At 38.9% G+C, this 14,161-nt stretch carries 17 protein-coding genes; 7 read left to right on the top strand and 10 right to left on the bottom strand.

Annotated elements, in window-relative coordinates; all coding sequences use genetic code 11:
- The first annotated feature begins 8 nt into the window (after positions 1-8).
- The 3 genes from obgE to B045_RS0113685 all read left to right on the top strand — a co-directional run bounded on the left by obgE (position 9) and on the right by B045_RS0113685 (position 3,156).
- A complete protein-coding gene (obgE, locus tag B045_RS0113695; RefSeq protein WP_018464838.1) occupies positions 9-1,184 on the top strand; it encodes a GTPase ObgE in 1,176 nt (391 codons plus the stop codon).
- On the top strand, positions 1,181-1,963 hold the full coding sequence (gene pgeF / locus B045_RS0113690; protein WP_018464837.1) for a peptidoglycan editing factor PgeF: 783 nt from the start codon (positions 1,181-1,183) through the stop codon (positions 1,961-1,963). The genes obgE and pgeF overlap by 4 nt, the downstream gene beginning before the upstream one ends.
- A gap of 65 nt (positions 1,964-2,028) precedes the next feature.
- Positions 2,029-3,156 carry a M23 family metallopeptidase gene (locus tag B045_RS0113685; protein WP_025883718.1) on the top strand — a complete coding sequence of 376 codons (1,128 nt, stop codon included), beginning with the start codon at positions 2,029-2,031 and terminating at the stop codon, positions 3,154-3,156.
- Positions 3,157-3,229: 73 nt separating this feature from the next.
- On the opposite strand, the gene B045_RS0113680 is transcribed toward B045_RS0113685, so the two are convergent.
- Positions 3,230-3,415, bottom strand: coding sequence for a hypothetical protein (locus tag B045_RS0113680; protein WP_018464835.1), 186 nt, complete (start codon positions 3,413-3,415; stop codon positions 3,230-3,232).
- Positions 3,416-3,424: 9 nt separating this feature from the next.
- Positions 3,425-4,606 carry a phosphoribosylaminoimidazolecarboxamide formyltransferase gene (locus B045_RS0113675; RefSeq protein ID WP_018464834.1) on the bottom strand — a complete coding sequence of 394 codons (1,182 nt, stop codon included), beginning with the start codon at positions 4,604-4,606 and terminating at the stop codon, positions 3,425-3,427.
- Positions 4,607-4,689: 83 nt separating this feature from the next.
- Between B045_RS0113675 and B045_RS0113670 the strand changes: the two genes are divergently transcribed.
- On the top strand, positions 4,690-4,971 hold the full coding sequence (locus B045_RS0113670) for a hypothetical protein (RefSeq protein WP_018464833.1): 282 nt from the start codon (positions 4,690-4,692) through the stop codon (positions 4,969-4,971).
- 60 nt (positions 4,972-5,031) lie between these two features.
- Here the strand turns inward: B045_RS0113670 and rplS are convergent, their stop codons facing one another.
- Positions 5,032-5,391, bottom strand: coding sequence for a 50S ribosomal protein L19 (rplS, locus tag B045_RS0113665; RefSeq protein WP_018464832.1), 360 nt, complete (start codon positions 5,389-5,391; stop codon positions 5,032-5,034).
- A gap of 203 nt (positions 5,392-5,594) precedes the next feature.
- Between rplS and B045_RS0113660 the strand changes: the two genes are divergently transcribed.
- Together B045_RS0113660 and B045_RS0113655 are read left to right on the top strand one after the other, a co-directional pair.
- Positions 5,595-6,359, top strand: a complete 765-nt coding sequence (locus tag B045_RS0113660; RefSeq protein ID WP_018464831.1) for a 5'-nucleotidase C-terminal domain-containing protein — start codon at positions 5,595-5,597, stop codon at positions 6,357-6,359.
- 25 nt (positions 6,360-6,384) lie between these two features.
- On the top strand, positions 6,385-7,230 hold the full coding sequence (locus B045_RS0113655; protein ID WP_025883713.1) for a bifunctional metallophosphatase/5'-nucleotidase: 846 nt from the start codon (positions 6,385-6,387) through the stop codon (positions 7,228-7,230).
- On the opposite strand, the gene porT is transcribed toward B045_RS0113655, so the two are convergent.
- Positions 7,211-7,945, bottom strand: coding sequence for a type IX secretion/gliding motility protein PorT/SprT (porT, locus tag B045_RS0113650; protein ID WP_025883710.1), 735 nt, complete (start codon positions 7,943-7,945; stop codon positions 7,211-7,213). The two genes, B045_RS0113655 and porT, sit on opposite strands and share 20 nt — an antisense overlap.
- A 190-nt stretch (positions 7,946-8,135) precedes the next feature.
- On the opposite strand from porT, the gene B045_RS0113645 reads away from it, so the two are divergent.
- Positions 8,136-8,306 carry a DUF362 domain-containing protein gene (locus B045_RS0113645; RefSeq protein ID WP_018464828.1) on the top strand — a complete coding sequence of 57 codons (171 nt, stop codon included), beginning with the start codon at positions 8,136-8,138 and terminating at the stop codon, positions 8,304-8,306.
- A gap of 181 nt (positions 8,307-8,487) precedes the next feature.
- Here the strand turns inward: B045_RS0113645 and B045_RS0113640 are convergent, their stop codons facing one another.
- From B045_RS0113640 to B045_RS0113615, 6 genes are all read right to left on the bottom strand, one after another.
- Positions 8,488-9,918, bottom strand: a complete 1,431-nt coding sequence (locus B045_RS0113640) for a tetratricopeptide repeat protein (protein ID WP_018464827.1) — start codon at positions 9,916-9,918, stop codon at positions 8,488-8,490.
- Positions 9,919-9,995: 77 nt separating this feature from the next.
- Entirely contained in the window at positions 9,996-10,955 is a 960-nt protein-coding gene (locus B045_RS0113635) for a PstS family phosphate ABC transporter substrate-binding protein (protein ID WP_018464826.1), read from the bottom strand.
- The gene (locus B045_RS0113630) at positions 10,956-11,795 is read right to left on the bottom strand and encodes an energy transducer TonB (protein WP_018464825.1); all 840 of its coding nucleotides are present in this window, start codon (positions 11,793-11,795) and stop codon (positions 10,956-10,958) included.
- A gap of 35 nt (positions 11,796-11,830) precedes the next feature.
- Positions 11,831-12,478, bottom strand: a complete 648-nt coding sequence (locus tag B045_RS0113625) for an ExbD/TolR family protein (protein ID WP_018464824.1) — start codon at positions 12,476-12,478, stop codon at positions 11,831-11,833.
- The gene (locus B045_RS0113620) at positions 12,479-13,123 is read right to left on the bottom strand and encodes an ExbD/TolR family protein (RefSeq protein ID WP_018464823.1); all 645 of its coding nucleotides are present in this window, start codon (positions 13,121-13,123) and stop codon (positions 12,479-12,481) included.
- 30 nt (positions 13,124-13,153) lie between these two features.
- Positions 13,154-13,990: a MotA/TolQ/ExbB proton channel family protein gene (locus B045_RS0113615; RefSeq protein ID WP_018464822.1), complete on the bottom strand. Its 837-nt coding sequence runs from the start codon at positions 13,988-13,990 to the stop codon at positions 13,154-13,156.
- Between the last annotated feature and the right edge of the window lie 171 nt (positions 13,991-14,161).

Genomic DNA, 14,161 nt, shown 5'->3' with positions numbered 1-14,161 from the left:
ACAAAATAATGGCTGAATCCAATTTCGTTGACTACGTTAAGATTTATTGCCGCTCTGGTAAGGGCGGAAGAGGCTCCATGCATTTACGTCATGTGAAATACCAATATAACGGCGGTCCTGACGGCGGTGATGGCGGACATGGTGGAAGCGTATATTTAAGAGGTAATCATAATTACTGGACATTGCTTCATTTAAAGTATCAGCGCCACGTGGCTGCTGAGCATGGTGGCAATGGCAGTAGCGACAAATGTCACGGTACCGATGGCAAGAACTTCTATATTGATGTACCTTGCGGTACCGTGGTATATAATGCTGAAACAGGTAAGTATATCTGTGATGTGTCTTATGATGGGCAGGAAGTACTGTTGCTGAAAGGTGGCCGTGGTGGACTTGGTAATTTCCAGTTCCGTACGTCTACTAATCAAGCTCCACGCTATGCACAGCCAGGAGAGCCTATGGAGGAGATGAATATCATCCTTGAGTTGAAACTCCTTGCTGATGTAGGTCTTGTTGGATTGCCTAATGCAGGTAAATCTACTTTGCTTTCTTCATTGTCAAGTGCTCGTCCAAAAATAGCTAATTATCCTTTCACTACATTGGAACCTTCTTTGGGTATCGTTGCATATCATGATAATAAGTCGTTTGTGATGGCTGATATCCCTGGTATTATAGAGGGCGCAAGCGAAGGCAAGGGACTTGGACTTAGATTCCTTAGACATATTGAGCGCAACTCTCTGTTCCTATTTATGGTTCCTGGTGACACTGAAGACATCAAGCACGAATATGAAGTATTGCTTAATGAACTCAAAAAGTTTAATCCTGAAATGCTTGATAAACACCGCGTGTTGGCTGTTACCAAGTGTGACTTGCTAGACGATGAGCTTATTGAAATGCTGAAAGAAACTTTACCAGATTCTCTTCCGGTAGTGTTTATTTCTTCAGTTACAGGATTTGGACTAAATGAGCTTAAGGACATATTGTGGCGTGAGCTCAATAGCGAAAGCAATAAGTTGCAGGAAATAGTTTCAGAAGATACTCTTGTACATCGTGATAAGGATATGGCTGTATTTGCTGATGAAATTCATGCAGAAGGTGCAGATGAAGAAGACTTAGAGTTTGTTGATGATGACGACATCGAAGATCTTGATGACTTCGAATATGATGAAGATAAAGATGCGGAATGATTAAGCCTGTATTGAAATATTATGATATTGCCGATTGTGTCAAAGCTTTCAGTTCTACCCGAAAGGGTGGGGCAAGTAATGGTGCTTTCGGTGAGTTTAATATTAATGGTTTCTGCGGTGACGATGATGCGTGTATTTCAGAAAACAAAAAGGCTTTGGCTGAAGAACTTTGTATCGGTGTTGATAATATTATAATGCCTCACCAGATTCATAGAATTGAATGTCGCACTATCGCTCCAGAGTTTTTTAGTATGCCAGAAAGTGTTCGCAAGATGCTTCTTGAAGGAGTAGACTGTGTGCTTACTGATATCAAAAACTTATGTATCGGGGTTTCTACAGCTGATTGTATTCCTATTCTTCTTTATGATAATGAACACCATGCCATAGCTGCAGTGCATGCAGGATGGCGTGGAACTCTCAATCGTATTGCACATCGCGCCATAGTGGAAATGTGCAATGTGTATAAATCTAATCCGTCACGCATTAAAGCCGTGATAGGACCTGGTATATCTATGGAAAACTTTGAAGTTGGTGATGAGGTCTATCAACAGTTTGAAGCTGTTGGATTCAATATGCCACTTATTTCCAAGAAGTACGAAAAATGGCATATTAATCTTCCTGAATGTAATCATATTCAATTAAGGGAAGCTGGACTTAAAGATGAAAATATCTTGATGTCTGGAATATGTACTTTCTCTCGCTCCGAGGATTATTTCTCAGCCCGCAAGCTTGGACAGCATTCGGGAAGAATATTCTCTGGAATTATGATTTCTGAATAGCCGATTGTGTCAATCCGCTTTTAGAAAGCTGTAACTCATTTATATTTAACCTTTGATGAATCTTTATGAACTTCAATTTGAAACACTTTTTACTGGGCGTTTCTATCATAGTGACAATGTCTGCTATGACCCCAGCAAAAAAAACTTTCTCTGCTGCTGAACAGCAACAGATTGCTATTCCTACGTCTGGACTTTTTGATCGTTCTAATGCTTTTAGCATCGATTTTAGTGCTATTCAAAGTAATGGCTATTCTTTTCCATTGCCAGTTGGTAAGGTGAAAGTAGTTGATGACAATCAGGCACTTGAGATTTCTACTTCAGCTGGTGATGCTGTTAAAGCAATGTTTGGTGGTGTAGTTCGTCTATCTCGAAACGTGACTGGATCTGGAAATGTTGTTGTTGTCAGACACGACAACGGCATAGAAACTGTTTATGCGAATAATGCTCAGAATCTTGTTACTGTTGGACAGCGTGTAAAGGCTGGACAAACGGTGGCTATCGTCGGTTCTGATGCAGGTCATACATATTGCAAGTTCAGCTTGATGGTTAATGGTGGTCGAATTAATCCAAAGACTTTTATAGACTTGAATAGTCATTTGCTGCGTAAGCAGACTATCTTGTGCAAGAAAAATGGAACTTATGTAGATGTATCTGTTATTGATAATTCAGAAAAACAGTCTAAGGATCTCAAGGGTATAATTGTTTCTGATAAAGATGATAAAATTGATTTTACTGGTATGCCAAAATCTGAATGGGCTTATCCGTTGCCAGGAAGTCATGTAATAAGTCCTTTCGGTGGTGCTCGTCATCATCCAGGTGTAGACCTGAAGACACACCCTAATGATAATATATGTGCTGCTTTCGACGGAGTCGTTACTATGTCAGGTAATTATTTTGGATATGGTAATTGCATCAAAATAAAACATAACAATGGACTTGAGACTTTGTATGGTCATCAATCACGTAATTTGGTGAAGAGCGGTGATAAAGTCAAGGCTGGACAAGTCATAGGACTTACTGGTAGAACAGGGCGTGCTACTACTGAGCATTTACATTTTGAGCTATTCTTCAAGGGACATAGATTAGATCCTTCTTCGGTATTTGACAACGCTAACAAGTCTTTGCAGCAAATCACGCTTACCTGTAAAAATGGTATTGTGAAAACTCAGCGTAATTACTTCGCAAAAAAATAGATTAATAAGATACGTCTGATTTATCACTATTAATAAAAAAAAAGCTCCTTCATAAAAGGAGCTTTTCTTATTTCTACTTGTGTCTGTTGGATCTTTGTTCGCGGTATTTCGCCTTTTGGCGAGCGCTTCCTGAACCATGAGCACCGGTAATGTACTTTTTCTTTTTGGCCTTAGTCTTTACTTTCTCTTCTTTTGGTTCACCGCTAGAAGGTTTTTTAAAGACTATACCTTGCTCGATAATTTCGTCGATATCACTCATATATTTATTTTAATGATGGAATAAGCGTACTCCTGTGAACGACATTGTTATGCCATACTTATCGCATGTATCAATAACATTGTCATCACGTATAGAGCCACCTGCTTGTGCGATATATTCTACACCGCTCTTGTGGGCGCGCTCTATGTTGTCTCCAAATGGGAAGAATGCATCGCTTCCAAGTGCCACTTTGGTATTTTGGGCAATCCATGCTTTCTTTTCTTCCATTGTGAATATTTCTGGCTTTTCTGTAAAGAACATTTGCCATGTTCCGTCACGTAGCACGTCATCATGCTCTTCGCCTATATAAACGTCTATTGTATTATCACGGTCAGCACGGCGGATACCTTCTTTGAAAGGAAGGTTCATTACCTTTGGTGCTTGACGCAACCACCATGTATCAGCTTTGCTTCCTGCAAGACGTGTACAATGTATACGACTTTGCTGACCAGCACCGATACCAATAGCTTGACCGTCTTTTACGTAGCATACAGAATTACTCTGTGTGTATTTAAGTGTTATTAGCGCAATGATTAAATCGCGTTTTGCCTCTTCGGTGAAAGTTTTATTCTTAGTAGGAATGTTCTCAAATAGTTTTGGATCATCCAGCTTTATTTCATTGCGTCCTTGTTCAAAAGTTATTCCGAATACTTGTTTATGCTCTATTTGAGTTGGTTTGTATTCTGGATCAATCTTTATCACGTTGTAAGTGCCTTTGCGCTTATCCTTCAAGATTTCGATTGCTTCAGGAGTGTAATCAGGTGCGATAACACCGTCGCTTACTTCTCGTTTCAATAGAGTCGCTGTTGCTGCGTCGCATGTATCACTCAGTGCAACAAAGTCTCCGTATGAACACATGCGGTCTGCTCCGCGTGCACGTGCATAAGCGCATGCCAATGGTGTAAGAGGAATCTTTACGTCGTCAACGAAATAAATTTTCTTTAATGTATCGCTGAGAGGCAAACCGATAGCTGCTCCTGCTGGTGATACATGTTTAAAACTTGCTGCCGCTGGCAGCCCTGTTGCTTCTTTAAGTTCCTTTACTAATTGCCAACTGTTCAGTGCATCAAGGAAATTGATGTAGCCAGGGCGACCGTTAATGACTTCGATTGGTAATTCACCTTCTTCCATATATATTCTGGAAGGTTTCTGGTTAGGATTACATCCGTACTTTAAAGCTAATTCTTTCATTCTTGAGGGTTAATTAAACTTTTTGCAAAGATAATCATATTTTTTTTATTACCTTTGCAACTTGGAAATTATTTCGTTAGGTTATGAAACGTAAAATTGGTTTCCTGCTAAAGGAAGTGGGAACAAAACTTGTAGAGAAAGCGAAGATTGGTAATGACTTTGAGAAGATGTCACTCTTTTTCTCTCAGCACCACATCAATCTCAAGTCATCTTCGTTGAAGAAGATTTGGCATTATCTTTATGGTGCCGAAAAACCTTCTCATGAAACCTTGGATAGATTGGCATTGTTTGCCGGATTCCAGGATTGGGAAAGTTTAAAGGATACTTTTTTAGATGATGAGAAAAAAACAAAGACTAAGGAATAAAAAAAGAGGTTATGCTTTATGCATGACCTCTTTTTATTTCTTCTCTGAAGATTCTCAGGATTATTCTCCCTTAACAGTTCTTTTCTCAGCAATACGAGCTTTTTTACCTGTAAGCTTGCGAAGATAGTACAACTTAGCGCGACGTACTTTACCACGCTTGTTTACTTCAATTGAATCGATGCTCGGTGACTCCATAGGGAAGATACGCTCTACACCTATTGTTCCTGACATCTTACGAACTGTGAAACGTTTTTTATCACCATGACCTGAAATTTTGATAACAACACCACGGTAAAGCTGGATACGCTCTTTTGAACCCTCGATAATTTTGTAAGCGACTGTGATTGTGTCACCAGAGTTGAACTTTGGTAACTCTTTGCCGGTTGCAAATGCTTCTTCAGCAACTTTAATTAAATCCATTTCTTATAATTAAATATGTTTATCGTCCAACGCAACTTAGCATGCAACACTTCTGCAGCCAGCGGTTTCGCCGAAAAGCTGTGCAAAGTTACAAAAAAGCTGAGACTTACCGTTGCTATCTGTGAAGTTTTTTTTGAATTTAACAATATTTCTTCATTTTCTCATACAAAATAACTACCTTTGTAACAGTTAATTACAAACTTATGTACAAGAAATTATTACTGTTTTTAATTGTTCCTGCTGCTTTAGGAGTGTCTTCTTGCAGGCAACATTATGAGTTGATCGACATTAACCGTAGTCGTATTTTGGTTGATAGTTGCTATGATGCTTCTCCAGATAAGGAGGCTCAGGCTTTTCTTGCTCCTTACCAATACAAGGTAGATAGCATTATGAGTCCTGTTGTTGGCGAAACTGCTGAATATTTATATTCGCATAGACCAGAGAGTCCGTTGTCAAATCTTCTTGCTGACATTTTGCAGTGGGGAGGAAATGGATTTAATGAGAAGGTTGATTTTGCGTTATATAATGTTGGTGGTATAAGGGCAGCATTTGCTAAGGGTAAAGTTACTTATGGTGATGTTGTTGATGTAGCTCCTTTCGAAAATAAAATTTGTTTTTTGTCGCTTACAGGTTCTCAAGTTCGTGAGCTATTTAATGAAATCGCTAAGTTGGGCGGTGAAGGTTTGAGCCATGGAGTTAATTTGGTTATCACCAAAGATGGTAAACTCCTTGAGTCAAGTATTAATGGCAAAGCGATTGATGACAATGCTACTTATCGTGTTGCCACTCTTGACTATCTTGCTCAAGGTAATGATGGCTTGGATGCTTTCAAGTATGGAACATCTGTTGTCTCTCCAAAGGGGAATGATAATAATGTGAGATTTATTATTATGAATTATTTCCGTGATAAAATGGCTCATGGTATAGCTGTTGATTCTAAAGTTGAGGGCAGAGTTGTTATAAAATAATGTTTGATTGATTAAAATGAATTATATGAAATTTAGATATCTTTTTATTTCCGTTTTATGCTGCATTACTTCTGTTGGTTTTGCACAGAAGCATCTGACGATATTGCATACGAATGATACGCATAGTTGTATACTTCCTTTGAAAACAACTTTAGCTGACACCTTGCTTGCTGGCCGTGCTGGTTTTGTACGTCGTATTTCAATGATAGATCAGGAAAGAGCTAAGGATAAAAATTTGCTCCTTTTTGATAGTGGTGACTTTTCTCAGGGTTCACCGTTCTATACTCTTTTCAAAGGTGATGTTGAAATTGGATTGATGAACAGAATGCATTACGATGCAGGAACAATTGGAAACCACGAGTTTGACTACGGTATGGACAATATGGCTCGTATATTCAAAATGGCGAATTTCCCAATCTTGTGTTCTAATTATGACCTCAAGGGAACTCCTCTTGAAAGTATTGTAAAGAAATATACTATCATAAAGAGAAATGGTGTAAAAATAGGAGTCTTTGCACTTGATCCGAAGTTGGATGGATTAGTATCTAAGGCAAATTATGGCATCATAAAATACTTGGACCCAGTCGCTGTTGCAAATGAAATGGCAACAATGTTGAAGAAGGATAAAAAGTGTGATCTTGTTATCTGTATATCTCATCTTGGCTGGGAAGAGAAAGGTATGGGAGACCAGATGATGATTGCTGGTTCAAGAAATATTGATCTTGTTCTTGGTGGTCATTCTCATACTTATTTCAGGACTCTTCGTTATATTACGAATCTTGATGGAAAGAAAATACCTGTTGACCAGAATGGCAAAAATGCTATTTATGTCGGTAAAATGATATTAGATCTTACTCAAAGTAAAAAGTAAGTACTATCATCTTAGAGTGTGCTTCGCTAATCGAATTAGAATAGGGAAGCATACTCTTGTCTTCTATTCTTTTTATATGATCTTTATCTAGACTGTTCATCAGACTATACATGAATTTAAGTTCAGGTCTGACTTTGAAAAACGGAAGATAAAAATCACATCCGAGTCCTATTTCTGCAAATGTATCATATTTTTTTAATTTGATATAGTCTTTATCTTTCCCGCTCAGGTTTATTGCTGGCGTAATTCCTCCAAGTATATACGGACGGTGATTATTGAAGCGTGGTGCCGCAAATATAAGGTCTATTGGTGCACAGATGTAAACAGTCTTCATGTCTTGTTGATTTTCCGTCACAGTCTCTGTAGTGCTATTGTGAAACACGATATGTCGTGAGCCGAAATACATGGTAGGTGCTATGCGCATTTGTAGAAATTCGTTTATTCTGAATTCTCCATACACTCCGACGTTGAATCCCATATCCCATCTGCTTTGATCTGTTGTTATCAGTTGCCTTGTAACCGTTCCGTCTGCGTTATTGATTGTCTGTGGTCCAACATTCATAAGTTCTAAGTCCTGCACATGCGTACCTATAGAAATGCCTAAATGAAATGGGCGCAAATCCGCGTATGGACGGTTTTGCACAATTCGTTCCTGACCGTTTGCCAGAATGCTGCAACCAAAGGCAATACTTATTATAAATGCTTTTATATTCATTATCATATAAACGTATTATACCATTTCTTATTGTATAGTTCTTTATTGAGATAAAGTATAAATAATTTAAAAAACCGTACCTAAAAGTAGGTATTTCGATTTTAATATGTATCTTTGCAGCGTACTTTTTTGGCGTAAAGTCAGGGTACATATTACAAAAACATTATTAATATTATAAATTTAATTTATTATGGCTTACGTAATTAGTGATGACTGTATCGCTTGTGGTACATGTATTGATGAGTGCCCATCTGGAGCAATTTCTGAGGGTGAAAAGTATTCTATTGATCCTGATATGTGTACAGAGTGTGGTACATGTGCTGATGTTTGTCCTAACGAGGCAATCAGCCTTCCTGAGTAAGGAATTAATGCAAAAAATATAAGCGACACGTAAGTGTCGCTTTTTTTTGTGCCCATAAATTAGAGTACCTTTTCATAAAGCTTTGCTGGCCTAATAACTCAGATGTATATAAACAATAAACAGACAAGATAGCTTTCGCTCTCTCGCCTGTTCTGTTTAGTGTAGTGTTATTATTAAAAAATTATTTTTTAACATCTTCTGGCTTATCCAGTCCAAGAGCTGCGCGAGCATTCTTGTCATTAGGATCAAGCTTTACCAACTGTTCGTAGATAGGCTTTGCAGCATCAAGGTTCTGCTTAGTAATCCAATAGTAGTAACCAAGGTTTGCTAATGCAGACTTCAATGTGTTTGTTTCATCTTCTTCGCGGTTTTCCTTGTTACCAAGCATAGCAACAACCTTGTTGAAGTATTCAACGCTCTTGTCGTCTTGACCAGCCTTAGAAGCTTGCATACCAGCCATGTTGTTTACCCATGCTGCGATAGTAGGCCACTTAACTGCCATCTGATCATATATATTGTAAGCCTTGTCTAGGTTAGCTTGTTTGTTAGCGTCTCCCTTTGCAGCTTTCTGTATGTAGATGTTAGCGAGTTTTGCATAATCAGATGGTGTTGCATCCTGATTGTTTGCCATATACTTTTCGCTGTATTCCAAAGCTTTGTCTTCCTGACCCATTTCTGCATAAGCATCAGCTATATACTGATATGGTTTGAAGTTATTCTTCTCCATATCAAAAGCCTTGTTGTATTGGTCAATAGCCTGTTGGTACTGTTTGTTTCCCTTCAGTGCTAAACCATAGTATATGTAGTCACGGGCACTCTTTTCAACAGAGTCTGTTGTGACAATCTTATTGGCATAAGTAATTGCATCGTCAAACTTCTGAGTGTCTACTGCACTCCAAAGTGCTACACGATCAAAAGTTATGTTTTGAGCAAACTTCTGTGTACCGAATTTTGCAATGTCAAGACTTTCATCTTTCTTGTTGTTCATATATGCTGATACAGCATAAGCTACAAGATAATATTGGTCTAGACTTTCTTTTTGTGTCTTTGCGAAATATTCGTATGCCTTAGCATAGTTTCCACCAAGATAGAAGTTGTTTCCAGCTTCAGCCTCAATAGGGTAGTCTGGGCGAACTTGCTTCAAAAGGTTCAGAGCTCTTTCGCTTTCTTCCGGGCTACGCTTTCTGTAAACATTTGCATAACGCATGTATCCATTAGGATTCTTAGGATCCATAGTCATACTCTGCTGATACCACATGGCAGCATCACCACCGTCATCTTTCATTGCTGCGACATCACCAAGAAGTACGTATGCATCACCACAATCTTTGAACTTTGCAATAACCATGTTACCGATAGCTGAAGCATCGTCATATTTTTTACTCATCAACAAGGTATTACCAAGTGCAACAAGAGCCTTTGGATCCTTCTTGAATTCTTTTTCATACTCTTTAGTCAAGTCCTTTAGTCCTTTAGCGTCAAGGTTTGGGTTAGACTTAAGTGTCTGCTCTATTGGCTTCAGTAAGTCGTTGTAATTTGCGTTCTGAGCCATTCCTGGTACTGATAATCCCATCATCAGCAAACCAGCTACAAGGTATTTAATCTTTTTCATAATCTTGTTTAGTTATGTAACATTTACTGCTTTCATCTATGACGATAAAATGGATGAATAGTTTAAATCTGAAATGTTTAATTCTTTACTTTTACAGTTCTTATGCTTATGTCACCTCTATATGGCAGTAAGCCTGATTTGAAGATAATAAGTTGTCCTTTAGGACTTGAAATATAGTTGGCGAAACTCCAAGGCAATGCTTTGCTTGGGTCTACTACTATTGCGTATATAGTTCTTGCGAATGGATATCTTCCATCTAGCAAGTATGCCTGATATGGCTTCCAACTGTTCATTGGTGTAGCCTTTTCCTTAATGGATATAGACATTACATGAATATTCTTCTTGAATGTGGTGTTTGTGGAGTCTCGCTTGTCATTAAGCCAGTTTGAACCAATAACACCAATGGCGTTAGGAGTTTTGCTTACTAAGTTGATAACTTCCTTACTGCTGTTTGCTGCAACGATGTTGTCACTTATGATTGGTTTGCCGCCAAGTATAGAGTCTACTACATAATGTAATGTTGCTGAACTCCTATTGTCAAACACAACCTGTATGCCACCTCTCTTTGATCCTGGATATATTTGATTCCAGTTCTTTACCTTTCCGCTTAATACTTTCTTAACGTTGTTCACTGTCATGCAAGTATCGTTATTGTTCTTGTTTACGATAAGTGCAAGTCCGTCGTAACCGATAGGAAATACAGAAGGTATAATGTTTTTAGTCTTGATGTAGGCTATTTCACCTGGTTTCAAACCACGTGAAGTAATTAACAGACAAGTCTTTAGGTCTCGAATCATCTTCAGACCGGTTAGTTCGTCTGTATACAGAGGTTTCAGATGCGCCTTTGGGTATTCAAACTCAAATTGCTGTCTTTCTTCCTCAATGATTGGACTAAAACTTTCGTCAGAGACGAATTCAATCGTCCCTGACGTCGGTGTATCAGTTCTACTACCTTTAGGCTTATTCTCATTGCAAGATGAGAATACTCCTAAAGATAGGGTTAGTCCTATAAATATATAAGATATGTTCTTATTCATTTACTGCAATTTAAATTGCACAGGTACATTAAATTTAACACGAACAGCAGAACCATTCTGCTTACCTGGTTGCCAGTTAGGCATGCTGCTAACGACGCGAGCTGCTTCACGGTCAAGTGATGGGTCAACAGAGCGTACAACATGTACATCTGTGATAGAACCATCGCGCTCAACAACGAATGAAACCGTTACACGACCTTGAACACCATTTTCCTGAGCAACTACAGGGTACTTAACGTGTGAGCTAAGATAGCTCAGAAGTGCGCCTTGTCCTCCTGGGAATGAAGGCATAACTTCTACAACGTCGAAGACCTTGTTGGTAACTTCTTCCTTTGGAGCTGGTGGAGGAGTGTTTACAGCGATATCGTTGCGCACTGCCTCTACATTACGATCCTTAGTTCCATCATGGTTTTCAGTACCAACGGCAACTTTGTCGTCCAACTTATCCATCTGCTTGATCTGATTTTCCTCTTTTACAAGGTCATCCTTTTTGATGACAGGAGCAGTAAATTTCTGAGTTTGACGAGCAACAGGAATCTCCTTCTTAGGTTGAATTTTCGGTTTAATAACCTCTTTTTTCTCGTTCTTTTTAGCCTCTTTCTGGAGTTTAGAAAGTTCCATAGCCTCCATATAAGCTGCTTGCTGTTCAGCCTGTTTTTGTTCAATTACTTTCCATGCAAGAAAACCTCCTACTAGAGCTGCAGCAATGAATAAGATTATAAGAGATTTAATGTTTCGACCGGAAGTACCCTTACGAAGCTGGTATGCTCCATAAGTTTTGTTCTTTCCGTCGAACACCATCTCGACCCATTTAGGATCAAATAAGTCTATTTTTGCCATTTTGTTTCTTTTTTAATTGTTTCGTTACTTATCGATTAGAGTCTTATACCTTTCAACTTGAGAAGTTTCGCGTCGTCAGAATTAATCTTATCGATAACGTAAGTACCAATACTTAGAATCTGCATCTCATCGAGAGCATCCACCATATTCTTATATGATGCATTGTCTGAAGGTTTGATGATGATAGTTAGAGTAGGGACCTTACCGTCTTTGAGCTCACCACCCTTGATCTTGCTAAGTTTCTTCTGATATATACTGTCTGGATACATCTTAGGATTCTTAGCCTTATCAGCGTTAAGTTCTTTAACTGCAAGTTCGATACGTGTTACAGGCTTTACTCCATTTGCTGTAGAGTGATTTCTCAAGATCTTACGAATTCCATCATTACCCCAAGTTGTTTCCTTGAGCCATGCTGGATTGCTATACTGAGGGATACCCTCACCATAGAAGATCTTGTTATCAGCTGTTACATACAGAGTAATTGACTCTGAAGCCTTAGCCTCGTTCTTCTGATTATCTTGAGTGTTCTTGTCATTACTTGGCATTGTCAGCTCCATTGTCTGAGGCTTGCTCAATGTAGTACACAGCATGAAGAACGTGATAAGAAGCATCAGCATATCCACCATAGGTGTAAAGTCTACGCGGACATTAACCTTTTTCTGTTTGCTTTCTTTCTTTGCCATTTATTCGTCCCCCTGTTTTTTAAGCTGTGTAATCATATAATAATGACTTTCGTCCATATCCTGGAGCTCACTCATTACCTTCTTTACAGTCTTGTAAGGTGTAGTTGCGTCTGCCTTAAGTGCGATCTTTAAGTTCGTATTTACTCTACGAGCTTGATCTACCCACTCTTGGAATTCGCTCATGCCGCCTTTGATACTATCCAATGGAATACCTTTGGTGTTAAGAGTCTTCTGACGTGCCTGTGTAGACATTGCCAAATAACCGCTCAATTCATTCATTGGAACACCGAATGTTGATTCGTTCTTGAAAGTCTTAGACTGCTTTTCATTTAGTGTAACACCAAACTTGCCAGTCATCGCATCTAGGGGCTGACCTAACTGGTCGGTGTTATCTATACTCATAAATACCTGACCTTCGCCTGTTGGCTTACCGGCTTTGTCCTTTTCAGGACTTACCAAGATGGTCAGGACGCCGTTCTCAGGCACCTTAATCTCAGACACAGAACCCGGAGTGTTCACCTTCACTGGCTCATTCTTTACGAATGTTGATGTCAGCATAAAGAAGGTAAGCAGAAGGGTCATAACGTCTGACATAGGCGTCATATCGATCCAAACGTCACTTTTCTTAATTTTTACTTTACCCATAGCGATAAATTTTTAAAGGGTTAGCAAAAATTATGCTTCTTCTGTATGGTTAGCTTCGTATGTCTGAGCAATTGAATAACCTACTTCGTCTAGAGCGTATGTTAACTTGTCAACCTTGTTTGTAAAATAGTTGTAAGATACAACAGCACACCATGATGTACCGATACCGAATGCAGTATTGATCAAAGCCTCAGAAATACCTGCAGAAAGTGCAGCTGAGTCAGCGCCACCACCTGCAGACAAAGCAGAGAATGAACGGATCATACCAACAACAGTACCAAGAAGACCTGTAAGTGTACCAAGAGTTACGATAGTAGCTACGATAGGAAGGTTCATTGTAAGAGTTGGCATTTCAAGCTGAGTTGCCTCCTCGTGAGCCTGCTGAATCTTAGAAACCTTCTGTGACTTCTTAAGAGTTGCATTTGCACCTGATTCCATTTCCTTGTAAGCGTTAAGAGAAGCTGAAACAACATTTGCTACAGAACCCTTCTGCTTGTCACAAAGCTGCTGTGCTTTTGCGAAATCGTTAGCGTTAAGAGCTGCCTTGATGTTTGCAACAAACTTAGGAAGTGAACCCTTACCGAAAGCTGTCTTAAGTGCAAGTGAGCGCTCGATTGACATAGCCAATACAGAAAGCAAAAGTGTGTGAATAACTGGTACGATAACACCACCCTTGAAGATTGTACCCCAAACGTCAGCTGGTGTAGTCTTTGCTAGTCCGTCCTGGAAGTGCATTGGGTTACCAAACCAGAGGTTGAACAATGTGAAAGCGATGATTCCGCAAACGACGATGATCCAGAATGCGCCTCTTACTCCCTGAAAGCCCTCAGATTTCTTAGGGCTGGCTGTTTTTTGTGTAGTTGCCATAATTTAAAATTTTTAATTTTTAGTTATTAATAATATTAATGTTTATTTGATTTAATGTTATTGTCAAAAGATGCCTTGCGGTCCTCGTACTTTTTTTGTTTGGCAAAGATAGCAATTTATGAATAACTACGAACTTAATTAAGAAGTTTTAACGATAGATTGCTTTAATTT

The organism is Segatella paludivivens DSM 17968 = JCM 13650 (genome assembly GCF_000373185.1).
GTDB classification, from domain to species: Bacteria; Bacteroidota; Bacteroidia; order Bacteroidales; family Bacteroidaceae; genus Prevotella; species Prevotella paludivivens.
Note: the sequence above shows the minus strand (reverse complement) of the source record. Positions and strands in the feature narration are given on the sequence as shown.